Source organism: Leptolyngbya sp. AS-A5 (assembly GCF_039962495.1).
In the GTDB taxonomy this organism is placed as follows: Bacteria; Cyanobacteriota; Cyanobacteriia; order Leptolyngbyales; family Leptolyngbyaceae; genus Leptolyngbya.
In genome coordinates, this window is record NZ_JAMPLL010000030.1 from 1 (window position 1) to 23814 (window position 23814).

Annotated in this window: 26 protein-coding genes and 1 tRNA gene; 12 read left to right on the forward strand and 15 right to left on the reverse strand. The window is 48.0% G+C overall.

What is annotated here, in order from left to right:
- Nucleotides 1-163: 163 nt before the first annotated feature.
- The 3 genes from murG to NC980_RS21760 all read right to left on the reverse strand — a co-directional run bounded on the left by murG (nt 164) and on the right by NC980_RS21760 (nt 3309).
- Nucleotides 164-1255: an undecaprenyldiphospho-muramoylpentapeptide beta-N-acetylglucosaminyltransferase gene (gene murG / locus NC980_RS21750; RefSeq protein WP_190379347.1), complete on the reverse strand. Its 1092-nt coding sequence runs from the start codon at nt 1253-1255 to the stop codon at nt 164-166.
- A 66-nt stretch (nt 1256-1321) separates the two neighbouring features.
- Nucleotides 1322-2974, reverse strand: coding sequence for a deoxyribodipyrimidine photo-lyase (locus NC980_RS21755; RefSeq protein ID WP_190379348.1), 1653 nt, complete (start codon nt 2972-2974; stop codon nt 1322-1324).
- A complete protein-coding gene (locus tag NC980_RS21760) occupies nt 2971-3309 on the reverse strand; it encodes a hypothetical protein (RefSeq protein ID WP_190379349.1) in 339 nt (112 codons plus the stop codon). The genes NC980_RS21755 and NC980_RS21760 overlap by 4 nt, the downstream gene beginning before the upstream one ends.
- A gap of 250 nt (nt 3310-3559) precedes the next feature.
- Here NC980_RS21760 and NC980_RS21765 point away from each other — a divergent pair, with 250 nt between their 5' ends.
- A complete protein-coding gene (locus tag NC980_RS21765; RefSeq protein ID WP_190379350.1) occupies nt 3560-4456 on the forward strand; it encodes a cation diffusion facilitator family transporter in 897 nt (298 codons plus the stop codon).
- On the opposite strand, the gene NC980_RS21770 is transcribed toward NC980_RS21765, so the two are convergent.
- The 3 genes from NC980_RS21770 to NC980_RS21780 form a co-directional block, all read right to left on the reverse strand.
- Nucleotides 4453-4947, reverse strand: a complete 495-nt coding sequence (locus tag NC980_RS21770) for a DUF3122 domain-containing protein (RefSeq protein WP_190379351.1) — start codon at nt 4945-4947, stop codon at nt 4453-4455. The genes NC980_RS21765 and NC980_RS21770 overlap by 4 nt on opposite strands.
- 30 nt (nt 4948-4977) lie before the next feature.
- Nucleotides 4978-5238: a hypothetical protein gene (locus NC980_RS21775; protein WP_190379352.1), complete on the reverse strand. Its 261-nt coding sequence runs from the start codon at nt 5236-5238 to the stop codon at nt 4978-4980.
- Nucleotides 5239-5525: 287 nt separating this feature from the next.
- A complete protein-coding gene (locus tag NC980_RS21780) occupies nt 5526-5669 on the reverse strand; it encodes a hypothetical protein (RefSeq protein WP_190379353.1) in 144 nt (47 codons plus the stop codon).
- Nucleotides 5670-6233: 564 nt separating this feature from the next.
- On the opposite strand from NC980_RS21780, the gene NC980_RS21785 reads away from it, so the two are divergent.
- The 3 genes from NC980_RS21785 (at nt 6234) to NC980_RS21795 (ending at nt 8884) form a co-directional block, all read left to right on the forward strand.
- A complete protein-coding gene (locus tag NC980_RS21785) occupies nt 6234-6797 on the forward strand; it encodes a DUF3727 domain-containing protein (protein ID WP_190379354.1) in 564 nt (187 codons plus the stop codon).
- Nucleotides 6798-7044: 247 nt separating this feature from the next.
- Nucleotides 7045-8154: an endolytic transglycosylase MltG gene (gene mltG / locus NC980_RS21790; protein WP_190379355.1), complete on the forward strand. Its 1110-nt coding sequence runs from the start codon at nt 7045-7047 to the stop codon at nt 8152-8154.
- Between the two features lie 196 nt (nt 8155-8350).
- Entirely contained in the window at nt 8351-8884 is a 534-nt protein-coding gene (locus tag NC980_RS21795; RefSeq protein WP_190379356.1) for a YqeG family HAD IIIA-type phosphatase, read from the forward strand.
- A 149-nt stretch (nt 8885-9033) separates the two neighbouring features.
- On the opposite strand, the gene ccmA is transcribed toward NC980_RS21795, so the two are convergent.
- The 4 genes from ccmA to NC980_RS21815 all read right to left on the reverse strand — a co-directional run bounded on the left by ccmA (nt 9034) and on the right by NC980_RS21815 (nt 12747).
- Nucleotides 9034-9885, reverse strand: coding sequence for a heme ABC exporter ATP-binding protein CcmA (ccmA, locus tag NC980_RS21800; protein WP_190379357.1), 852 nt, complete (start codon nt 9883-9885; stop codon nt 9034-9036).
- Between the two features lie 201 nt (nt 9886-10086).
- Nucleotides 10087-11277, reverse strand: a complete 1191-nt coding sequence (locus NC980_RS21805; protein WP_190379358.1) for a TRC40/GET3/ArsA family transport-energizing ATPase — start codon at nt 11275-11277, stop codon at nt 10087-10089.
- Between the two features lie 202 nt (nt 11278-11479).
- The gene (gene ychF / locus NC980_RS21810) at nt 11480-12571 is read right to left on the reverse strand and encodes a redox-regulated ATPase YchF (protein ID WP_190379359.1); all 1092 of its coding nucleotides are present in this window, start codon (nt 12569-12571) and stop codon (nt 11480-11482) included.
- A 23-nt stretch (nt 12572-12594) separates the two neighbouring features.
- Entirely contained in the window at nt 12595-12747 is a 153-nt protein-coding gene (locus tag NC980_RS21815) for a hypothetical protein (protein WP_190379360.1), read from the reverse strand.
- A 77-nt stretch (nt 12748-12824) separates the two neighbouring features.
- Between NC980_RS21815 and NC980_RS21820 the strand changes: the two genes are divergently transcribed.
- The 3 genes from NC980_RS21820 to NC980_RS21830 all read left to right on the forward strand — a co-directional run bounded on the left by NC980_RS21820 (nt 12825) and on the right by NC980_RS21830 (nt 15927).
- Nucleotides 12825-14267 carry an aminotransferase class I/II-fold pyridoxal phosphate-dependent enzyme gene (locus NC980_RS21820; RefSeq protein ID WP_190379361.1) on the forward strand — a complete coding sequence of 481 codons (1443 nt, stop codon included), beginning with the start codon at nt 12825-12827 and terminating at the stop codon, nt 14265-14267.
- A 39-nt stretch (nt 14268-14306) separates the two neighbouring features.
- Nucleotides 14307-14909, forward strand: a complete 603-nt coding sequence (cbiT, locus tag NC980_RS21825; protein WP_190379362.1) for a precorrin-6Y C5,15-methyltransferase subunit CbiT — start codon at nt 14307-14309, stop codon at nt 14907-14909.
- A gap of 145 nt (nt 14910-15054) precedes the next feature.
- Nucleotides 15055-15927, forward strand: coding sequence for a phosphatidate cytidylyltransferase (locus tag NC980_RS21830; RefSeq protein ID WP_190379363.1), 873 nt, complete (start codon nt 15055-15057; stop codon nt 15925-15927).
- On the opposite strand, the gene NC980_RS21835 is transcribed toward NC980_RS21830, so the two are convergent.
- Nucleotides 15924-16706 carry a DUF2993 domain-containing protein gene (locus NC980_RS21835; protein ID WP_190379364.1) on the reverse strand — a complete coding sequence of 261 codons (783 nt, stop codon included), beginning with the start codon at nt 16704-16706 and terminating at the stop codon, nt 15924-15926. The genes NC980_RS21830 and NC980_RS21835 overlap by 4 nt on opposite strands.
- A gap of 357 nt (nt 16707-17063) precedes the next feature.
- Between NC980_RS21835 and NC980_RS21840 the strand changes: the two genes are divergently transcribed.
- The 3 genes from NC980_RS21840 to NC980_RS21850 all read left to right on the forward strand — a co-directional run bounded on the left by NC980_RS21840 (nt 17064) and on the right by NC980_RS21850 (nt 19431).
- Complete coding sequence (locus NC980_RS21840; RefSeq protein WP_190379365.1) at nt 17064-18317, forward strand: DUF4912 domain-containing protein; 1254 nt, start codon at nt 17064-17066, stop codon at nt 18315-18317.
- Nucleotides 18318-18481: 164 nt separating this feature from the next.
- Nucleotides 18482-19048 (forward strand): type III secretion system chaperone, encoded by a 567-nt coding sequence (locus tag NC980_RS21845; RefSeq protein ID WP_190379366.1) that lies wholly within the window; start codon nt 18482-18484, stop codon nt 19046-19048.
- Complete coding sequence (locus NC980_RS21850; protein WP_190379367.1) at nt 19045-19431, forward strand: DUF2358 domain-containing protein; 387 nt, start codon at nt 19045-19047, stop codon at nt 19429-19431. Before NC980_RS21845 ends, NC980_RS21850 begins: the two co-directional genes overlap by 4 nt.
- Nucleotides 19432-19449: 18 nt before the next feature.
- Here NC980_RS21850 and NC980_RS21855 read toward each other — a convergent pair.
- A tRNA-Gln gene (locus tag NC980_RS21855) sits at nt 19450-19521 on the reverse strand.
- 153 nt (nt 19522-19674) lie between these two features.
- Between NC980_RS21855 and NC980_RS21860 the strand changes: the two genes are divergently transcribed.
- Complete coding sequence (locus NC980_RS21860) at nt 19675-20100, forward strand: hypothetical protein (RefSeq protein WP_190379368.1); 426 nt, start codon at nt 19675-19677, stop codon at nt 20098-20100.
- Here NC980_RS21860 and NC980_RS21865 read toward each other — a convergent pair.
- The 3 genes from NC980_RS21865 to NC980_RS21875 are packed head-to-tail and all read right to left on the reverse strand — an operon-like array spanning nt 20084 to nt 21525.
- Nucleotides 20084-20413 carry a methylated-DNA--[protein]-cysteine S-methyltransferase gene (locus NC980_RS21865; protein WP_190379369.1) on the reverse strand — a complete coding sequence of 110 codons (330 nt, stop codon included), beginning with the start codon at nt 20411-20413 and terminating at the stop codon, nt 20084-20086. The two genes, NC980_RS21860 and NC980_RS21865, sit on opposite strands and share 17 nt — an antisense overlap.
- Entirely contained in the window at nt 20414-20779 is a 366-nt protein-coding gene (locus NC980_RS21870) for a hypothetical protein (protein ID WP_190379370.1), read from the reverse strand.
- Nucleotides 20776-21525, reverse strand: coding sequence for an HAD family hydrolase (locus tag NC980_RS21875; protein ID WP_190379371.1), 750 nt, complete (start codon nt 21523-21525; stop codon nt 20776-20778). Before NC980_RS21875 ends, NC980_RS21870 begins: the two co-directional genes overlap by 4 nt.
- Nucleotides 21526-21635: 110 nt before the next feature.
- Between NC980_RS21875 and NC980_RS21880 the strand changes: the two genes are divergently transcribed.
- Nucleotides 21636-23756, forward strand: a complete 2121-nt coding sequence (locus tag NC980_RS21880) for a tetratricopeptide repeat protein (protein WP_190379372.1) — start codon at nt 21636-21638, stop codon at nt 23754-23756.
- The last annotated feature ends 58 nt before the right edge of the window (nt 23757-23814 follow it).

Here is a 23814-nt window from a genome sequence, read left to right on the forward strand (position 1 = left end):
TGAAGCGGCTCCGGTTGCACTCTCTGCTCCTGCAATCAACGGTTAGTCTCTAGCTGTTTAAGCGTGAAAAAGCCCTCCGAGATTCGGAGGGCTTTTTCACGCTTAAATGGATTAGTCAAAAAGAGCTGCTTAGTTTGAGAGCTTATTGCAAGGCTTGTGCAGCTTAACAAATTAGCTGTGTTACTAGTCGCGCAGTTTGTTCAGCACTGTCAATAACGGCGATCGATTTTGCCGCTATTGACATCTTCTCTAGTTGGTCACGATTCTCCAATAGTGCCAGTACCGATCGCTGAAGCTGCTCTACGCTCAATTCTGACTGGCGAAACATCTCTGCTGCGCCTGCATCGACCATTACTTTTGCGTTAAACGCTTGGTGATCTTCTGCGGCAAAAGGGAACGGAATTAGAATTGCAGGTGTTCCGGTTACAGTAAGCTCCGTGACTGTGCCCGCTCCAGCACGACTGATTGCTAGATTCGATCGCATTAATAGTGCTGCCATGTTTTGGTAGAACGGCAACGCCAAATATTGGGAATGCTGCAAGCTTTTTGCATCTGGGTCGTTTTCTCCAGTTAGATGAACAATCCAAGCGCCTTTGTCAAACCAAGCAGGTGCAGCTTTTCTGACCAGTTGGTTCATTGCCACTGCACCCTGACTTCCACCAACTACAACAATCAGGGGAACATCATTCGGGATCGGTAAATCTAGCTTATCCTGATGTGAAAGGGCGGCTCTGAACTGCGATCGTACAGGAGTTCCGACGACGACAGTTTTTGCTTTTGGTAATGATTTGGCGGCAAGCTTGAAGCCGATCGCAACTGTCGTACACCACGGCGCAAAAAATCGCGTCACTTTTCCGGGTAAAGCGTTCGACTCATGCAGGATTACGGGAAGACCCAGCGATCGCGCTGCAATGATCGCAGGTGCAGAAATATATCCGCCTGTTGTGAATACCCCGTCAAAGCAACCTTTTTGCAGAATTTGTCGCACGTTCCAGATTGACTTGATTAGGCGGAATAAAATCTTGACTGTTCCTAGCCCTAGTTTTTGTTGGAATCCTGCAACTGAGATGCGGTGAATTGGATAGCGATCGCCCACAAGCTGCGATTCTAAACGATCAGGGACACCAAGCCATTCAATTTCAAAGTCGGGGAGTTGTTCTGCAACAGCGATCGCGGGAAAGACGTGCCCTCCTGTGCCGCTTGCAGCAATCAGGAGACGACGAGATTTTTTTTCTAGCTGGGGAGATGATTGCACGATGAACACTTCGCAATTCACGAAGGAAATTCTATCGTACTCGGAGCCGGAAGGGAATTTTTTGCGTCAATCAAACAGAGCGAGTTGGATGATGTTCGAGTCAATTGTAGAAGGTTTGCGGCGGGTTGTGGTTTTGTGAGGTTTAATTTCTACGTGGGCGACGAGCCAACTCCGTAGCCAAGACGATCGCTCTAAGTCCAAGTTGTCAAGATCTAGTGCAGCCGGAAATAAATCAGGAGAGGGCAATTGCGCCCATTGAATCTCGCTCTCAAAACGATCGTATCCAAAAGGTAAGACGGATTCAGGCATTCGAGTAAGATGTGGCAAGAAGTCTGAACTTTGGCGGAAGTGCAATCGTTGTACTTCTAGTTGCTGCACTTGCCGATGCCGCGCTTCTCGATAGTTCAGAACCGGTGCTGGATAACCTTTGACTCGCGGCGGTAGACCGAGCTGAACTGCGGGAATGTGGGCAAGTTCTGGAACCCATTTTTTAATGAATTCACCATCGGGATCGCAGCGATCGACGGCGGCTTGCTCAGGATTGTAAATGCGAGTCCAGCTTTTATCTAAGCAATGCGTTACACCCGCTTGCATTGCCCATTGATAGTGATCGATCGGGCAATCTCCATCGATTAGATGTCGCATGAAATGGAGCGCTCCATAACGCCAATCGATTCCAAGTAAGTTACTCAGAAAGCTTGAGTACAAAGCACGTGATCGAAAATTCATTGCCATCCATCCGCCTGTGGCTTCCAAACATCGGGCAGCAGCATCGACGATCGGGAATCCGGTTTGTCCGGTCTTCCAGGCTTCGTAAAGGGTTTCATCGAACTGCCAACCGTCTTGATCGAACACAGAGTAGAGCGATCGTAGTTCTAATTGAGGGAGATAACGAAATCGCTGAGCGAAGCCACTTCCCCATCGCAAGCGTGAGATAAATTGTTTTCGACTGCGTTGTATTTTCTGATTGCTGTCGTACTTTAATAAGCGTTGCGCTGTTTGATAACATTCACGAACCGAAATTACTCCAAATTTGATATATGGACTCAAGCCAGAAGTAATCTCTGCACCGGGATAAGAGAGTTGCCAATAATAGCGATCGACTTTCTCTGTTAAGAATTCTTGGAGTAGAGTTCTGGCAGCCTGAGTTCCAGCAGGTGGAATCATTTTGCGATCCGGTAGCAATCCTAAGTCTGTGAGTGTAGAAATCGGTTCACCCAACACATCATCAGGAGTCGGAATGTTGCTTGGCGTTGGCAACAGTTCCGACTCCATTTCGCGATACCAAATCTTGCGGTAATCGGCATAAGGAATGAGTTCCGAAACGGCGGCGGTTGGCTCAAACCAGCGAATTCTTAGATTTTGTTGTGTTAAAACACGATTGAGACGGGCATCTCTCACCCGACCATAGATGCGCTCATAGTCAACATAAGCATAAATACCATCTGAGCCAGTTTCGCGAATCAGATTTGGCAGAATCTCAATGGGATCACCGAATCGCAGAATTAAGCGACCTCCTCGATCGCGCAACTCCTGATCGAGCGATCGCAAGCAATCCAGCATAAATGCGACCCGCGCCGAACCTGTCTCCGGATGATGCAACAAGGCACGATCGAAGATAAACACCGGAATCACAGCACCTCGCGACGCAGCCCGATGCAAAGGAGCATGATCGCTAATGCGTAAATCTCGGCGAAACCAAACGATCGTTCGCTTCATGAATGTTGTTCAAGATATTGATTGATGTCTTCGATCAGGCGACTCAGTTCGGCTTCGGTGTTGAGTCGGATGCGATCGTCGCGCAACGTTACGAGAACTCTTGCTGCAAATGGAGATGCCCAGATGTTTGGATTGCAAAAAAGCTCAAGAAAAATATCGCCTGTGTAACGATATTCCATGGAAGGTTGAGGTGCAGCTTTGCTGCCTGTCTTTGTTGCAGTTGTTTTCAAGCATCCCATTAGTTCGTTGAGGGCTGCTTTTAGCTCTTGTGCGGCTTCGGGTGTAAAGCGGAACATCACTGAGCCATTATCTAGATTTAAAGTAAGTTGCGTCATTGATTCAGTCTTTATGATCCATTCTAGAATGCGATCGTAAAGCTGAAGTTTCTAGCTGATAATCTTTCACAACAATTCTCAAGACTAGATCAATGATTAGTTGTGTCATTGCCGCGATCTTGATTTGAAGATGAGAATTTTGTCAAAAAGTTTTCGGTATTATGAAAACCAAAAAGCTTTTAGTAGCAAAGCTTTGGAGCATTTTTTATAAGCGAGATCTACACTAAAACCATTGCTATCTGATATTGGTATGGTTCTAGACAATCGATCGACCGTCCGTAAAGTTCTCGTCATTACTCTGCTTCTAAATCTTTTTGTTCTATTGCTAAAAGCTGTAGTGGGATGGTTTACCGGATCACTCAGTTTACTAGCGGATGCACTGCATAGTTTGACCGACAGCGCGAGTAATGTTTTGGGATTAGTTTCCAGCCAGTTCTCATCCCCTGTACCCGATCGCGATCATCCTTATGGGCATCAGAAATATGAAGCCATTGGAGCGCTAGGCGTTGCAGCTTTCTTAGGAATTGCGTGTTTTGAGATTTTGCAAAGCGCGAGCGAGCGGCTGACCAAGACCAGTGAACCCGTGAAAATTGCTGGAGCTGAACTTTGGCTATTGCTGATTGTGCTTGGAGTAAATCTATTCGTCACTTTTTATGAGCGGCGCGAGGGAATGCGCGTCAATAGTCCGATTCTGATCGCAGATGCTCAACACACGATGAGTGACGTTTGGGTGACGATTAGCGTATTGGGTGGATTAATTGGAATTTGGATTTTCAATTGGCAATGGTTGGATGTAGTGCTGGCACTACCCGTTGCAATTCTGGTGTTTTATAGCGGTTGGAAAGTCTTAAAGCAGAATTTACCGTGGTTGGTAGATGAGATTGCGATCGCGCCCGAAGCAATTCATGCGATCGCAATGACTGTTCCGGGGGTCATTAACTGTCATGACATTGCCTCGCGGGGGGTCGTTGGGCGACAAACCTTCATCGAAATGCACTTGATTGTAGATGCAGGGGATGTCGAAACTGCTCACCAAATCACCGAAGAAGTGGAAGCGCGACTAATTGAAAGGTATAGCCCAGTTCGAGTGATGATTCATGTAGAGCCACCGTCCTACCAAGAAGATCACATCAGCTTCGGGATTTAGCGATCGGGCTGCCAGCTGGCGACGCGCCACCATTCTAAAGCAGTTTCAGGCGGGATTTTTAACCGCGCGATACCCGATGTGAGAGGCAGAACCAGCGTGAGTTTTGTGTCGGTATCCAACTGAGTCAGAACAGGTTTGAAGTCATATTCGCCAACCTGAGCAACCGGAAACTCTTTTGAGGTGACATCCTCAGCGTGAAACAGCGATCGATTCGCTTCGATTTCTAGCGGTTGCTGGTGGTTTAACGTGACAAGACCGGGAAATCCAATCACTCTCAAGTGAATCAGGTCTGGTTGTCCGAGCAGAAACTTTTTATAAAACACAACTTGCCAAGCGCGATCGCAGTCGTCTTGCAGCTTTGATAAAGAGCGGAACAGAACGCCGTTTGCATCCGAATAAGTATGAACCGAGGCGATGGCAAAATTCGTGCCGATCGTCCAAATCAGAATTGCTAAAACGCAACTTTTCCACAACCACGCCCAGTTTTCCACAACTCTCGTTCCGTTTTCCACAACGTTGATTTATTGCTTACCTTCAAATTGTGAGTACCACACCAGGTTGCCAACAATGTTAATTCCCAAAGCAATGCTGCCAACAATCCAACCGAGTTGAGGGTTGTAGCTGCCACGGCTCAGCGTTTTCATCCATTGGTGCGTCTGGTCTGAGGACAACAGTTGATCGGCAATAAACGGAAAAAGATACATCAACGCTGCTCCAGCAATGAGCCATACAACCATTGAGGCGAGCAGAAAGACAGTTTTAGCGACAGATTGACTACCCATTGTGAAAAGCTTAAATTGTGCGATCGCAGATCAAGGCTTTAAGTGAGCGTACCACGATCGACAGTCAGTACGCCCAGCATGAACCGGTACACTGAGCAGGACTTGAACCTGCCAGTAACACACTTATCGGGTGTGTACGTCGTCCCCTTTCGCCTTCGGTTGCACCATCCCTACATTCTCTTAGTAGAAGGCCCTCTTGGAAGAAGGCAAGAATAATCCACCTTGCCTTCTTTGGATAAAACTATTCAGCTTTCATAGGTGGGTGTGAGTGTTGTTTGGAGTATTGTTTACAGTTTTAAACAACCTTCGTGTTGGACTTTTGAAATGGCTTCGGCTTGTTGACGCTGCGATCGAATTTCAGCGCTACTTAGTCCTCTGCGCCGATCGTAGCTAAAGTTCCAGGAGTCCGATTTCGGTGATTTCAGAATCATTTCGTCACCTCTGGTTTGTCTTCTTTTGTACTACATTAATATTACATATTGTATTACAAAATTATCAAGCGCGTACTACAATTTCTGCCTGCATGACAGTTCACTTCTAAAAGAACCCCGCTCCTGATGTGCCAGAAGCGGGAGAAGGGTGAGAATATTGCCCTACGCAGAACACAGAGTTCGCCTATATTGTCCGCTTTCTACACGATGATTTTTCAGTCAGTTTTTTGACTAAATCCGCCTTCTAACCCCCAAATTGAAAGGTTAGAGGTGCAGTTATGTCTTCTTATGCCGTTTTGAATTAAGGCGTTGCAGAAGGAAAAATGCTGCAAATCTTTGTAATATGCGTGTAGTATATCCACAGAACATACTACACGCATATTACAAAGCCATCTAGACCCTTTACGAGGTTTTTAGGCACAGTGCGATCGTACTTCCACGCTTGCTTTGGGAAAAAGTGCCCATTCTACGAGATACTTTTGGGAGGACAAACCGCGATCGCACCGTCGAACCCGGAGCGTCTCGCACTTTGTTTTAGTAAGTTGAGTATTAAGAGAGAGTCCAATGGACGAAGACAGCATTAACAACATGGATGCTCCAACCGTAACCCTAACAGATGAGGCAGGCTTGACCCTCACCTGCTACATCGAGCATTCTTTGGACGTGGAAGACCAAGAATATGTGCTGTTACTTCCCGTTGACTCGCCGATCGAGATTTTCGCTTGGCAGGAAAATGGCGACGAGGATGAAGCAGTGTTAGTCGAAGATCAAGAAACGCTCAATACAGTGTTTCCGATCGCAAAAGCCGTTCTAGAAGAACAGAACCTTGCTCTGAAGCAAACGGCGGTGGTCTTGACCGTAGAGGGCGATCTACCCGACCTGGATGAAGAAGAAGCGTGGGCAGGAGTAGAATCCGACTCTGAGGACGATCAAGAGGAGCTTCAACTGCTGGCTAGCTTCTGGCACGAGGAGCAGGAATACGCAATTTATACTCCTCTTGATCCGTATTTCATCCTGGCTCGGCTAGACGAAGACGGAACGCCGCATCTGTTATCTCAAGAAGAACTGAAGAAAATTGAGCCAATGTTACCGATGATCGAAGATCAGCTTTTTGATGAGATGGAGTAATCGGTTTGGAGTCGATCAGCAAATTTGAATCATTTATATTCAAGTGTTTTTTGATCGACTCCTAAAAAACTTTTTTAATCTATACTAGGCGCGGCAGGCTGGACGGAATATTGATCCCCTTGATCATCAATGCTTGTTAATTAGTCCTTTTTATATCCGTTGACTTATTGGTAAACTCCATTACTATTTGTTTTCAGCAAGATATAGTTTTTAGCCCGCCTGTGTAGTCCTTCACCTTACATTCCAGATGAAAATCGCTAAACCTATTGCGAGAGTCTCGTTTTTCCTGTTTCTTGTCGGGGCTGCACTCGGACTATCGGCGTGGCGTGCCCAAGCTTGGTGGAGTTTTGCTAGTTCCCCGATCGCACCGCAAGCAGACTCAAACTCAGGAAAGCGAGTCATCATTCAGATTCCGCAAGGGACTTCCGCTCAACAAATCGGTCAGGAGCTTGAAGCCGCAGGACTGATTCGATCGGCAAAAGCCTGGGAAGTTTGGGCGCGTTGGTTGATGTGGAAAAATCCCGATGGTGGGTTTCAGGCTGGAAACTACGAGCTTTCAACTGGGGACAGTTTGCAGACGATCGCTGAAAAAATCTGGACAGGACAAGTAGCGCAGCGCAGCTTTACGATTCCTGAAGGCTGGTCGCTGAAACAAATGGCGAACTATTTCGAGAAGCAAGGATTTTTCAAGGCGCAGGATTTTCTCGCAGCAGCAAGCCAAGTCTCGAATGCGGAATATCCCTGGTTGCCACAGAATTTGCCGTTTCTTGAAGGCTTTTTGTATCCCGATACTTATCAAATTCAAGCGGGTTCAGAGATTACGCCCAAGCAGGTTATCCAGCAAATGTTGAGCCGCTTCGAGCAAGTGGCACTCCCGGTTTACAACCAGAAACGCGGTAAAACAAATCTTTCTTTGCTGCAATGGGTGACGCTTGCAAGCATTGTGGAGAAAGAAGCGGTGATTCCAGCCGAACGCAACCGGATTTCTGGTGTATTTCACAATCGACTAAAGAAAAACATGACGCTTGGATCTGATCCAACGGTGGAATACGCGCTTGGAGTGCAGCAGACTCCTGAAAATCCGCTAACTTATGCTCAAGTCGCAACGCCTTCACCGTATAACACCTACGTCACACCGGGACTGCCCCCGACTCCGATCGCCGCTCCCGGTATCGCTAGCCTCAAGGCAACACTAGTACCCGAAGCAACCGACTACCTTTACTTTGTGGCGCGTTATGATGGCTCGCACGTCTTTAGCCGCACGTTAGCCGAACATGAATCGGCACAGGCGAAGATTCGCGATCGCGTCGATGCTCAAGCTCAAAAAGGGCAACCCGCTAAGAATCAATCGCGTTGAATCCGTGATTTTTGGGTACGAGATCAGGCTACGATCGCTCTAAGCTATAGATACCCTTAACCAGTTCTTTGATAAACGATTGATAAGCGGCTATTGTAGCTATGATTGTGTAGCTGTGATTGATTTTACCGAAGGCAACTCTTACGCTAGTAATCACGCTTCTTTCAATCCTGTCCAACCTTGCGAGCGACACACCATGTCTTGGGGCAAACTCTTACAACCTGATCTTCTGCTCAATACGACCATTCTTGGGTTAACGCCGGATCTGCTACGCCAGAATAACCTGCGTGGTCTAGTGCTAGATGTCGATGAAACACTCGTTCCGATTACAACGGCTGAGATTTCAGCAGAGTTACTGCCTTGGGTTGAGCAGGTACGAGAGATTACTAATATTTGGCTGGTGAGCAATAATATCAGCGAGAATCGGATTAAGCGGATTGCAGACGTGCTGAAAGTGCCTTACTTCACGGGAGCAGGCAAGCCATCACGACGCAAGCTCAGACGAGCGGTAGAAGCGATGAATTTACCGCCGCAACAGGTGGGTATGGTGGGCGATCGACTGTTTACCGATGTGCTGGCTGGGAATCGGTTAGGGATGTTTACGATTTTGGTGCAGCCGATGGTTGATCCGGCGGCGGAAGTTGCACGGCGGTATCCGGTTCACGCACTAGAGATTCGGTTGTCTCAGGCTCTGGGAGCCACTTTGACTCCGCACAAGCATCAAATCTAAAGAAAAGTTTAGAGAATGGTGGAGTCTAGGAAAATTTTGAGATTCTAGATATAGCTCAAATGGAGCCAGCGATTATAAAGGCTCTAATCCATAAATCTCTGTGAATACTAAGTGGACTGCCAACTCTAAAACGGGTTGGCAGTTTGCTTTTAATCTAAGTTGCGTCCTGTGAGTTCAACGAAAATATCTTCCAGGTTTGAAGGGCGCGTCATGGTGCCTGTTTTGTCGGGCAATTGTTCTAGATAATGGTTGGCATCCTCGACGGTTGGAAAGAACTTATAGTCCCAATGTTCACCAGACTGTTTCATTAGAATTCCTTTACCATGCTTCTGGCGTAATTCTTCTAATGTACCGAGCGAGATTAACTTGCCAGCATCCATAATGCCGATACGATCGCACAGATATTCCACTTCGTCCATGTAGTGTGTCGTTAACAGCATTGTCATGCCTTGCCGATTCAGTTCGCGAATAATTTCCCACAAGCGGCGACGAGTTTGCGGATCGAGTCCGACCGTGGGTTCATCCAGAAAGAGGATTTCGGGTTTATGCAATAAAGCGCGGGCAATTTGGAGACGACGCTTCATACCGCCTGAAAGGGTTTTAGCGGGGTCATTGCGCCGATCGTTCAGTTCAACATATTCCAGCGCTTGATCAATCTCCTTTTGCCTGCGGGGATTGGGAATATGATGCAATCGCCCGTGATACTCCATGTTTTCCCAAACGGTTAGATCGCTATCGATACTGATTTGCTGGAGGACAACGCCGATGTGGGATTTAACGAGCGATCGCTGATTAATCACGTCAAACCCTGCGACTTGAATTCGACCTTCGGAGGGTTTAGTTAGAGTCGTTAGCATCCGAATTGTAGTGGATTTGCCTGCACCGTTTGGACCTAACAGCCCAAACATCTCCCCGGCTTGAATTTCAAACGACAAACCATTAACAACTGGAACGTTGTTGTAAACCTTATGAACATTTTGAAGAGAGACAGCAGCAACCATTTAGCATTATCAATATCGCAACCTTTGTTCACACTATCGTAAGATCGTGTCAAAACCATACGCAGCCGGATGGATTGTCAGATGAATTTGCTCGGGTGGGCACACTATGAAAACTTTTCACTTGTGGAATATGTGTTAAAGGTTGCGATTGATGATGTCGATCGTTGAAGATTCCAACCTCAATCAACGCATTTGGAAACTCTAAACTCTTGCCGGATCGCTGAATCGAATCTTGAGATAATCCTCTTCCATCTTTGCACCTGAAGGCTGTAGCGCAGCTAAGGCTTGCGGTAACACTAAATTACGGCGATGATTTCCGATCCGAACATTCAATTCATCGCCTGTTTTACTCAGTTCAATTTGCGTCTTTTCAATTCCCGGCAAATACAGTTCTAAACTGTACTGATTCTGTTCTTGAACCACGCGCAATGTGGTTTCCTTGTAGTACAACTGTGATGGATCTTCGTTGTTTGGATAAAGCGTATCTTTCAAGCGATCGAGCGCTTCCAAACCACACATTTCCTGAGAATATAGCGGAACCTCTTTAATCGGCAATGGTGAAAAGTTCGCGTGAATTTCATCTCGATATTGGCGCTGATTTTCTTTCCACTGCTGGAAAAATGGGTCAGAAACCGAGTCAGGAATGATCCGATTTGCCACGACTAAATCGGTTGCAACATTGTACAAACTCAAATAAGCATGAGCGCGAAGGGATTCTTTGATCACCATCTTTTCAGGGTTCATCACCAACCGTACCGTTGTTTGAGTCGGATCAGTTAGCACTTTTTCTAAGGCTTCGATCTGTTCGTAAAACTCATAAGGTGCGTCCATGACTTCCTTATCTGGAAGCGAGAAACCTGCGATCGGGCGGAAAATCGGTTCAACCAACGGACGCAGCGCGACCGAAATTCCCTGAAACGGCTTGTAAAACTTCCGCATATACCAGCCGCCGACCTCCGGCAAACTCAGCAACCGCAGCGCGGTTCCCGTTGGAGCCGAATCAATAATCAATACATCAAATTCCCCTTCGTCATAGTGCCGCTTCATTCGCACTAATCCGAAAATTTCATCCATTCCTGGCAAAATTGCTAACTCTTCCGCCTGCACGCCGTCGAGTCCACGTGCCTGCAACACTTGAGTAATGTATCGCTTCACCGCTCCCCAATTGCCCTCTAATTCCATCAAGGCATCAAGTTCAGCCCCCCAAAGATTTGGGCGAACTTGTTTTGGTTCGTGCCCTAACTCCAGATCAAAGCTATCCGCCAGCGAGTGAGCCGGATCGGTACTGAGTACCAGAGTCCGGTATCCTAATTCAGCACAGCGAAGCCCAGTCGCGGCTGCAACCGAGGTTTTACCAACGCCGCCTTTTCCGGTCATTAGAATTACGCGCATGGAGATCGAGTCCCTATATGAGAATTACTTTACATTCTTTAACCCAATTCTAGCGTTGATTCGCGGCTGAAAAGGATAGAAACTAAAAACGCTCGATCGAGTGCGATCGAGCGTTTCCAAAGGCAATTCAGGGTAGGCGTAGAAGTTCCCGCAAAATCCTTATGTCCGTAATTATACGGCAATTTCTGTGGTTTTACTGAAACTACACATTGAAGCGGAACAACATCACATCGCCGTCCTGTACTACGTATTCTTTACCTTCACTGCGAACCAAGCCCTTTTCTTTAGCCGCATTCATTGATCCAAACTCAATTAGATCTTTGTACGCAACGGTTTCGGCTCGGATAAATCCGCGCTCGAAGTCGGTGTGAATTACTCCTGCTGCTTGAGGCGCAAGCATTCCCGTTTTGATTGTCCAAGCGCGGGTTTCTTTAGGCCCAGAGGTAAAGTAGGTCTGTAAGCCTAAAAGTCTGTAGGTTGCGCGAATCAGGGATTTTAGACCACCTTCTTCTACACCTAAAGAAGCGAGGAAATCGGCGCGATCGTCTTCCGGTAACTCCACTAATTCGGATTCAACCTGCGCGGAAATGACGACGACTTGTGCATTTTCCTGCGCTGCGACTGTCCGAACTTGTTCAACCCAATCGTTGCCGGTTGCCAAGTCTTCTTCGGAAACGTTGCAAGCATAAATCACAGGTTTGCGAGAGAGTAACCCTAGCGGTTTGATCAGGGCTTCTTCTTCTTCATTCAGTACCACTTGACGCGCAGATTTGCCTTCATTCAGGGCGGCACTCATACGTTCTAAAATTTCGAGTTCTTGCTGTGCTTCTTTGTTAGAGCGAGCTTGCTTGCGGGTGCGATCGATGCGGCGATCGATTTGATCCAGATCCGCCAGTCCCAGTTCTAAATTAATCACTTCGATATCGCGGACTGGATCAACAGAGCCAGCGACGTGAATAATATCATCATCGTCAAAGCACCGAACGACATGAACAATCGCATCGACTTCACGAATATTCGCCAAAAATTGGTTGCCCAAGCCTTCACCCTTTGAGGCTCCTTTGACCAAGCCTGCAATATCCACAAACTCAACTCTTGCAGGGATAATCTCAGCAGATTTGGAGATGCCTGCTAGTTTATCGAGGCGATCGTCTGGAACCGCGACCGTGCCGACATTGGGTTCGATCGTACAGAAGGGATAGTTGGCGGCTTGGGCTTTTGCATTGGCAACGACCGCATTAAATAAAGTTGATTTTCCAACGTTGGGCAGTCCAACAATCCCGGCTCTTAGCATGATTTAGTGTTTGAAATAAAAGGTTAGGACGGAGAAGGAACAGGTTCAGTTGGCTCAGACTGGCTTCCGGGAATAGGTTCCGGTGGCAGATCGGGAGCCGGAGTCGGAATCGGACTTGGTTCTGGAGTCGGATTGGGTAACGGCGATGGAAGTGGATTGGGTGGGGAATAAACCATAAAACATCCTAACGATAATTTGGCTCCCCTAACCTAGAAAATAATGAAGCGCGATACATCTGTCATGAGATAAGGTTATGAAATTGGACGGTAGCTCCGCTTCCCGAAGGATTCGCACTCCATTACTCGAAATGCTGGCAAAATGCGCTCAGAGCCAGAACGCAGCATTTCACACTCCGGGACACAAACGTGGCCGGGGAAGTTTTGCGGCATTTCGAGAATTGATCGGCGATCGAGCACTTCAGGCTGATTTACCCGAATTACCAGAGTTAGATAATTTGTTTGCGCCTCAAGGTGCGATCGCTGAAGCGCAATCTTTAGCCGCAGAAACATTTGGAGCCGAGCAAACTTGGTTTCTGGCAAATGGCTCGACGTGCGGAATTATTGCGGCAATTCTCGCAACCTGTGATCCAGGCGATAAGATTCTTTTGCCTCGAAACGTTCATCAATCAGCGATTTCTGGATTGATTTTGTCGGGTGCAATCCCTGTGTTTTTGCAGCCTGAGTATGACTCTGTTCTCGATATTGCTCACAGTGTCACACTTGAAGCGGTTGCGATCGCCCTCAAACAACACCCCGATGCCAAAGCAGTTCTGATCGTTTATCCCACGTATTACGGTGTTTGTGGTGATTTAAAGGCGATCGCAGATCTGACTCATGCAGCAGGAATTCCGCTCTTAGTCGATGAAGCTCACGGCGCACATTTCGCGTTTCATCCAGAGTTTCCAATTTCGGCAATGGCAGCAGGTGCAGATCTCGCAGTGCAATCGACACACAAAACTCTATCCGCACTAACGCAAGCTTCGATGCTGCACGTTCAAGGCTCTCGAATTAATCACGATCGCATTTCCCGATCGCTGCAATTGACACAATCAACTAGCCCAAATTATTTGCTGCTTGCTTCCCTGGATGCTGCCCGCGCTCAGATGGCAAGTCAGGGAAAAGAATTGATGAGTCAAACCTTAGAGCTTGCCGATCGAGCGCGATCAAATCTGAAAAATGTTCTTGAATTTTCCACTTCTTCGGGCTGCTTTGCGGTTGATCGCACTCGGCTCACGATCACCGTTTCTCATCTTGGTCTAGATGGTTTTACGGCTGATGAATTGCTGCAAAGTTTTGGTGTTACGGCTGAATTTCCCTCGCTTCAACACCTAACATTCATCATCAGTTTAGGAAATACCGAGACGGATATCGATCATTTAATTGAAGCGTGCGATCGTCTTCCAGTAAACACCCCGATTGCGCCAATTTTAGAAAAAGTTGTACAACCCTCTGCTGCTCCCCTACTTTCCCCGCGTGAAGCCTTTTTCGCTCCGTCTCGATTTCTGCCACTGGAGCAAGCGATCGACCAAGTTAGCGCCGAATTAATCTGTCCCTACCCGCCCGGAATTCCAGTCCTGCTACCGGGCGAGCAAATTACAGCAGATGCGATCGTGCTTCTTCAATCTGTTCTAAACGCAGGCGGCTTTATCAGTGGATGCAGCGATCCCACCTTGAATCAGTTAAAAGTCGTTTCCTGAATCACAATAGAGAGATGCCCCTGTTCCGCTAAGTTTTGTATGGCTTCCCCGCTCTGGTCTTATGTCACACCTGGAATTCCTGACGAGTTGTTTGAGAGCTTACCCGGAATTCCCATGAGTCAGCGTGAAATCCGTCTACTGCTGCTTTGCCAACTTCGACTCCGACCGGATTCTGTCTTATGGGACATCGGAGCCGGAACTGGAACCATCCCCGTCGAAGCGGGATTATTGTGTCCAGAGGGGCAAATTGTTGCGATCGAGCGAGATGAAGAAGTGGCAGCCTTGATTCAACGCAACTGCGATCGGTTCGGAGTAAAAAATGTTGAAATCATCGAAGGCAGTGCCCCCGAATGCTTAAAGAATCTCAAACAGATGCCCGATCGCGTGTGTATTGAAGGGGGTCGATCGATCAAAGCAATTCTGGCGGAAGTGTGGCAATTGCTCAAACCTCAAGGGCGCATTGTAGCGACTGCTGCAAACTTGGAGAACTTGTACAAGATTTCAGAAAGCTTTGCTGAACTTCATGCCCGGAATATTGAAGTTGTGCAATCCGCGATTAATCGGCTTGAAACTCGCGGTACGAGTCAATCCTTTGTTGCCGTCGATCCGATCTTCGTTCTCAGTGGCGAAAAGCTTGAATGAAATTTCATGCTGCACTCTGATAAAGTGATCCAAATGACGCTTAACCTTCTTAACCTGACTCTAACTTTGAAGTAGGACAAACCCCAAGAGCGGGTTGAGAAAGGGACAGTTAGACCAGGTTTCTATTGTGAACGCTGAAAATCTTATGCCTTGGTCTCGCATTCTCAGTGGCTTTGTTGCGATCGTCGTCGCTTTAGTAATGTTCTTACTGGGCGGCTGGTATTTCACTGCATTTTTTGCGGTGATTATTTACCTTGGACAGTTGGAGTATTTTGAGCTTGTCCGCGCTAAGGGAATCGCTCCTGCTGTGAAAACAACGCTTGTAGTGACGCAAATTCTTGTCTTCATCTCGAATCTCAATCCCGCCCTAGCAGATGCAATCTTCCCGGTTGCAGGAACTTTGATCTGTTTCTATCTGTTATTTCAGCCAAAATTCGCTACGATCGCGGATATTTCCGCTTCGATCATGGGATTGTTCTACGTTGGATATTTGCCAAGCTTCTGGATCAGACTGCGATCACTCGGACAAGCTGACCTGAGCAACCTTCCGCTTGATGGCTTCTGGATCACGTCTTGGCAAAGTTTAGACGCACTTCCTCAAGGACTCACCCATACGCTGTTGGCATTTGTGTGTATGTGGGCGGCAGACATCGGCGCTTATACCGTGGGTCGTTGGATCGGTCGAACTCGTCTTTCTGACATCAGCCCGAAAAAGACAGTTGAGGGTGCGGTGTTTGGTGTGTCGGCAAGTGTGGCAGTTGCGATCGTCGGCTCTTGGTCTCTCAACTGGTCGGGATGGCCAATCACAGGAGTCTCAATCGGCTTATTGATTGGAATTGCCAGCTTGCTCGGAGATCTAACCGAATCGATGATGAAGCGCGATGCGGGCGTGAAAGATTCAGGTCAGCTTATTCCGGGTCACGGTGGTATCCTCGATCGTGCTGATAGCTACGTCTTTACCGCGCCCTTGGTGTACTACTTCGTGACGATCGTTCTGCCGTTACTGCCTCACTCTTAAGCAGGAAGAACGATTAATCTGCCCTGACAAATCACTTTTTCGGGATCGATCGCGAGTTCGTGAATCTCAGTTTCACTGCCCAAATTGAACGTATAGCCATCGAGGTCAGAGAGCGGTAGTCCTCGCTTTGCGGTTGCGTGAGGGAGCCACTGAGGATTCACGAGCTTCAGTAAATTCGGAGCCGTCAGCGCAAATCCGGTGCGAATCGCGATCGGGGTTTCATTGCCACTGTCAGAAACCAACGTTGCGCCCAAAACGACCTGCTGCGATCGCAGTTGAATTGTCAGGTTTTGCAAATTGAGATCACGATTGCTACTGATCCCCGCAGCCCCAGATTGTAAAAGCGTTTGTAAAAATTCTGTCACCCCCGCTTTGAGCAAGGGAGCATTCAGCGACGCGTTCAGATCTGCTGCTTCTAACAAAACTGATCCCGCAATCCGAATCGGTTCGAGCAATCGAAAAGGTTTGCCTCGCACGACTTGCCCTGCATTTACTCGAATATTCTGTCCAGTTAACTCGACCTGATTCAGCACTAAGCCCTGATAGATTGCATTCTTTGCCGACAGGGTGACTTGCTCGATATAACCGGAAAGAATTTGACGATCGCCTGCTGTGATCTCAACCTGTAACGCTTCAACCTGCTCAACCTGCGACCTGAGCCACAGTTGCACTGCGGGTCTCAGCGCTTTACTAATCAGTCGGCTCCTTCTGCTTGAAGGTACGTCCGATTCAGGGGTCGGTTCCTCAAATTCAGTCGTTTCGCGATCGCCCAAAGTCATACACCGTTTGTCGAGATAGCTTACAGCAGTTTACAGGAAAGCCTTTGCTTCTGGATAGTGTCATGAAATGCTGACATTATTTCCCATTTTTGATCCCAGCCACGATCCCAAACTCGTTAGATTGTTATAGACTTCTGACATAACGATCCCGAAATTACCCGAAAACCCGTAAAAAGCCGTTAAATCAAGCGCTCCCACCCCTTGATCGATTGAAGGGTTTCCTGCACTATATGAAACATCTTTTGATCCCCAAGCTTCAGTTCTTCTGAATTGGGTGATCCCCTGACCGCAATCTGCGATCAAGAAGATGCCTGAGCGCTTGAGAACGGACTGAAACATAAATCACGGAGAAGTGATATGGCTACAGAACGTCCCCCTCTCACTGAAATGACGCTGCGTCAACTACGTCGAGTTGCCAGTGAATATGGCGTATCACGCTATAGCCGGATGCGAAAAGATCAACTGCTTGCATCGATTCAGGAGATTGAACGGACACGATTTTCCCCTACCCCATCACGCACCTTAGAGGCACAGGAAGCCGTGGAAGCAACTAAATTCGACGTTGGACAAGATGACCCTCAATTAGAAACTGTGATCACGGCAAACGTGCTATCAACAGTGGATGCCGACTTGATTGATCTTCCAGAAGGATACGGAGAAAGCCGAGTCGTGCTTATGCCTCGTGATCCACAGTGGGCATATGCGTATTGGGATATTCCAAACGAGCACAAGCAAGAACTCCGTCGTCAAGGTGGGCAACAGCTAGCACTGCGCGTGTATGACGTGACGGAGATCAACCTAGATTACCAAAGCCCCCATAGCGTCCAAGAATATCCCTGCGATGAAATGGCGCGGGAATGGTATTTACCTGTTCCGGTGAGCGATCGTGATTACGCGATTGAAATCGGCTACCGATCAGCAGACGGTCGCTGGCTGCTACTAGCGCGATCGGCTCCGGTGCGAGTGCCTCCGGTTTACCCTTCTGACTGGATTGAAGATCACTTCATTACCTTGGCTTGGGAAGAAGATCTGCGCGGCAAGACCTTTGCAGAACTGGTTCCCCCCAGTCAGAAAACTGCGGTTGCAGGCGTTAACGGTGGCATTCAAGGCAACCCGATTTACGATCAGATCTTCGGCATGGCGCAAACCACTGAAGCGATGCGGATTGCAGGATCGCTCTATGGCTCGATGCAGCACTCTGCCGCCGCACCGCATCTTGAGGCGATTAGCTCTTATGTGTTCCCGTCGGGTGTGGGAATGTGGGCAATGCCAACGGTATCGGGTCTAACGATGTCCGGTGTTGGCTTCTCGGCTTCGGCACCACCCATTCGTCCGCGTAAGTTCTGGCTGATTGCCGATGCGGAACTGATCGTTTACGGGGCAACAGAACCCGATGCCACGGTGACAATCGGCGGTCGTCCGATCAAACTCAACCCGGATGGAACCTTCCGCTTCCAGATGTCGTTCCAGGATGGGTTAATCGACTTCCCGATCATGGCAGTGGCGGCAGATGGCGAACAAAATCGCGAGATTCACATGAAGTTTGAGCGCGAAACGCCTGCACGCCGCACTAACACGAAAGAAGAAGCGATCGAAGAATGGCTGGCATAGACCAGTCAAAGCACGAAGGATGATGATAAAACCGAGTGTTTCATCCTTCTATTGAGTTCTCCCTTCCACCCTGATCAGCAATTGGTCAGGTTTTTTTTATGGTTGCGATTACATTAGAGAAGAGGGATGTTAGTTCGCCCTCTAACTATTTATCTGTAATTGATATGACTTTGGATGAATTGTCTGCAATGCTCACGAATCTCTTTGGAGAGCAAGTTCAGGCGTTAGCTGTGGGATCGTTTCAGGTTGAAACGCCGCAGTTTCGATTATTAATCTTGTTATCTGAGGATCAAACCTGGTTGCGGGCGTTACTGCCGATCGCGCCTGCCCAGGATGCCGAACCCTATTGGGAACAGCTTTTAGAAGCAAACTTTGATTTGACCCAGGAAACCCGCTATGCCTTGCATCAGGGGGTACTGTGGACTGTGTTTCAGCATTCACTGGCGGATTTGTCGATCGCAGATTTGCAGGCTGCGGTGCAGCGGCTGATTGCGGTGCAGCAGCAAGGATTGGATGAAGTGTTTAATACCTTTGTTGAAAAGCGGATTCGCCAGATTGTACAAGTGGCAAAGCGGCAAGGACAATCTTTAGAAGCGACGATGCAAACGCTCGATCGCTTCTATCAAGAAGGAATTATGGGAGACTTAGCGATGGGGGCGCAGTCTCGCTCTCAGACAATGGATGCTTGGCAACGACAATTGAGACGACTGTGGGATGAGGTGGAGCCGTGAATTTAGTCGAACAATTGCGTCAGGATTATGCACGGTTCCCAGCCGAGCAGACTTACAGCCTGTATGCATCGGATGTGTTTTTTCAAGATCCGATGAATCGGTTTGAGGGAGTCGATCGCTATCGCGCCATGATCAAGTTTATTGGGACGGCGTTTCTGAATGTGCGAATGGATTTGCACGCGATCGAGCAGGTCGGCGATGAAATTAAGATGCGCTGGACGCTGAGCTGGAATGCACCGTTGCCGTGGAAGCCGAGAATGGCAATTTCAGGTAGAAGTGAATTAAAGGTGAATCCCGATGGGCTGATTTCATCGCACATCGACTACTGGGATTGTTCGCGCTGGGAGGCGGTGAAGCAAATCTTTAACTCCAGCACGGATTAATATTTTAAGTGAGAAAAACTGGGGCGCTAGGATTCGAACCTAGGAATGCCGGGACCAAAACCCGGTGCCTTACCGCTTGGCGACGCCCCATCGCATCGCTTTAAGTAATATAACATCAACCTCCGAAGTTTTGTCAAAAAATTTCTTTCGTATCAAGTCGTACTGCTTCAGAGTGGGGCAATCCATATGATGGAAAGATAACATCGTGACGTTTTATATCACTCGATTCGGAGCCGTGCGATCGTGAATGCAGCCGAACAAGCGACCAGTTTAGAACTTGCCAGCAAAATCGCCACCGTCACCAACCTGATAAAAACTGATTTTCCTGATGCGCGTGTGGATCTCAAGCCTTGGGCAAATGATCCGGATACCCGCGAATGGATTGATCCAGAGTCGATCGATCTTGGCTTTCACTTTCCGGGGCGGAGTCGATCATTTCAGTGTCGCAGTGCGTTGATCCAGATTCGCTTTCACTTTGATACAGAAACCCAGGATCGACGAGCGATCGGGATTGAAGCCGCCGGATTTGATCACAAAGGCAAACAATGGCAATTTTCGACGGTGCAGCATTGGATGTTTGAAGGAGAGAGCCAACCTGCACCCGAAGCGGAAGCAAGACTCAAAGCGTTTTGTCAGCGAGTGCTAGAAATTTTTAACCAATCTGAGTGAGATCCGGTTGCCAGCGATGGTGCGTCAGGCTGAGTTTGCCGTTGCGATCGAACTCGATCCCCTCGGATTCGAGCAGCGATCGCTGAATATAGTCCATGCCTTCTCGGAGCGGCGACATCGAGATTTCGCCTTTAGCATTAATTACACGATGCCAAGGGACTGCTAGATTCGGATCGGTGGCGCGAAAGAGCGCATATCCGACTAAACGCGCTTGTCTGGGCAGTCCTGCAAGTTCGGCAACTTGTCCATAAGTGGCAACTTGCCCATAAGGAATCTGACGCACAACATTGTAAATCTGCTGGTACTTAGACATCTACTTCAAACGGCAAACAAAGGCTGCGAGTGCTTTATGGTAAGCTGTCTCGGGTTTGATCCAGGGATCGTTTACGACTTTATAATTGATTCGCGATCGTGATTCAAAATATCCCATTTTTACGGTACGAAACCGTTGCGTTTTACAGTTCATTTCGACTTGGGAATAAGCTGCCTCTGCATTCACAACTTCATAAATCACGTTACTCCCTGCTTTGTGAATGCCATTGACGTTTACGTAGGCGGTTCCGTCGAACTGAGTGTTGGGAACTTCTTTCCAAGCTGGATTTTTTAGCTCAAGTCGTTCGGCAGAAGCGGGCATCGCAATCAAAAGACCGATCGCGGCAGGGAGGATTCGTAAATTCATAAGATTCTCAAGGCGGCTAGATCAAGATAAGGTTGCCCCAGCTGTCCTTGCAGAACTTTCAAAGGCTGATCAGGTTCCCCTAGCTGATCGACGACGATCGCGGCTCCGCTGAAGTCTTGCGATCGCGTATAGTCGTTAAGCGTCACGACGGTCTTAATTCCGGCAGCGAGTGAGGCTTGTAATCCCTGGTAAGAGTCTTCGATCGCAATACAATCCGCTGCACTTAAATTTAACTTCTCCAAGACATAGAAGTAGACATCCGGTGCGGGCTTCTTGTGTTCAACCATGTCGCCTGCCCCAATCACTTCAAACCAGTTGGGGCTATCGGGTGCGAGTTCGGTTTCGAGTAGTGCTACCACGTTCTCCGGTCGGCTGGTGGTGGCGATCGCCAGTCTTATCCCCGCCAGTCTTGCTTCTTCGATCAACCGCTTTACGCCTAGACGCAGTGGAATGATGCCCTCTTTGACTAATTCCTGATAATGCTCGGTTTTTGCAGCGTGAAGTTTGGCTGTAAATTCTTGGAGATCTTCGCCCTTTGGCACTTCTGCTTTGTGGGTTTCTACATATTGCTGAATCCGCTCTCTGCCGCCTGCGACTTCGAGCAATTGCCCATAGAGATCGATCGACCAATCCCAGTCCAGCCCGAAATCCGCAAAGGCACGATTAAAGGCAATCCGGTGTCCGTCGCGTTCGGTATCGGCAAGCGTGCCATCAACATCAAAAATTAGCGCTTTCAAATCAGACATAAAGAATTTCTTGGAGTGAATTTCCTGATTCCATGATCGTACAACTGTAGAGACAAACAGCAAGCAATGTAGCTTTTATTACTCAGTGACTTATAGGATTCAGGGGCAACATGAACAATACAAAATGGCTTAGTTGGCTTGAATATTTTGCACTGGTTGGGTCAGGAGTTGGGTCGGTCGCCGCGATCGCGTCTCAGCAATTCGCATTCACCGCTGCTCCTGTCTCTTGTTTGTTGCTGCTGAATGTAATTAATCGCTCCCGCCTTGACCAAGAGACGTTAGAAACTGCAAAAACAAGCATTGCACAGCTTGATCAGCGCTTTTCTAATGACATTAAGGAATTAAACCTACAAATCCGCACTCGTCCGAACTATGCTGATCTTGCTAACCTTCGCAAAACAATTCAGCAGCGACACGACAATTCGATCGCACAACTACAGCGCGATGTTTCTCAACGGCTTAGTGAGATCGAGCAGCGCAAGTCTAACCAGCTTGAACAAGAACTAGCGCAGTTCAACACAAAATACTCCCAGCTTTCAGAGGCACTCGCCACGGTTTTGCAGTATCTAGACCGAGTGGCGACAACCAACCGAGTGGAAACCGCAGAAAGCGCGATCGCTCAATTGCGGCATGAAGTGGTGCAGTTGCAGACAAAGATTTCGGAAGTTGTAGCCAGCCAGAAGCAGGGCATTCCGCGTGTGCTTCAAGATGAGCTTTATCAGATTCATCGTCGTTTGAATAACTTACCTCAACCGTTTGATGGCATTGCTCTAAAGCAAGAGGTCGATGGCTTGGTGAAAGTTGTAGGAGAGCTAGTGACGCGACGGGATCTGGCGAAATTGATGGCTGAGATTGAGAAGATTCGCAACCAACATCAAAGTCTAGAGCAGACTGTTGCACCCTTGCGATCGGTGAATACGATCATGCGAAAGCAGATCGATACCTTGTCTTCTTGGGTGGTGAACGGACATCCCGCTGCATCAACAAGTCAGATCGAGAAGTTGCAAGCTACAGTGGCACAACTCGAAGAGCGCCTTAATACAGGTGCAAACTTAGCCGAGTTGCAGAATGAAATCCAAACGATGCTTAATGAGCATTTCAATCAGTTGCAAGCCCAATTTAACAATGTGCAGGATCAAGCTCAGCAGATCGATCGCCACCAAAAGCACCTTGTAGATAGGATGGGTCAATTGCCAACAATGCTGGATGCAAGCGCCCTACAAACTCAAATTAAATACCTGACCTCACGCTTAGAGGTTACTGAAAGTCAGCTTGCAACATTAGCTCAATCTTCTACAAAGTCGAACTATGAATTGATCTTTAATCTAACACCGAGCATTGATCCGTTTGAGCAGATGCGGATTGTGCTGAAAGAAGCGATCGCTCAGGCACGATCGCGCTTGATTGTAGTGTTCCCTTATCCCGATCGTGCAATGCTAGACGATGAATTATTGCAGCAGTTTCAAGCTTTTCTCGATCGAGGTGGAGTGCTGGATTTGGGCTGGGGGCATTTGGGCGATGAAGCGTCTGCACAACAAGCCCGTTATATCTACGATCGTACATCTAATCCCTTTCTGAAAAGCATTCTCAGTCAACTCACGCAGCTCAAGCGCAGCTATCCAACTCAATTTCGCTTCAAGGTCTTGGGAACTCGCGAAAACTTCTTGGTTTGCGATTCGACCTACAGCATCTTGGGACTCCAGCCCGTTGCAACAGCAAGCAGCGCTTTTCCAGAAATGGCGATCGGGCTTCGGACTCAAAACGCTGTGGTGATTCAGGGATTAATTGATCGCTTTGATCATCCAAAGTTAGAAACCGACAGCTCGATCGCTTATCTCAATCGAGCAATGACCTTGTATGAACTGGGCGATCGGCGAGGTGCAATCAAAGATTACTCGACGGTGATTGCACTTGATCCACATCACAGGATCGCTTGCAACAATCGCGCTCTAATTCAGTTTGAATTAGGTGATTATGTCAGTGCGATCGAGGGATTTACTGCTTTGCTTGCGATCGAGAATCAAAACCCGATTGCTTATTTTCATCGTGGTTTAGTTCGCACTGCTCTGAATGATCAAACAGGCGCGATGCGAGACTTGAAAAAAGCGGCTTGGCTGTTCTCGATGCAGAGCGATCCACTCAAGCATCAACACGCGATCGCAGCAATTGAAAAATTGCGTAAACGCGCTGTATGTCAGGAACCTCAGATGCAGAGGGTTCGCGAAGCTTAGCGAAGACTAACGAATTTGCAAGCTTGCTCTCCTTGCGAAGCATGACGGATTCATGCTT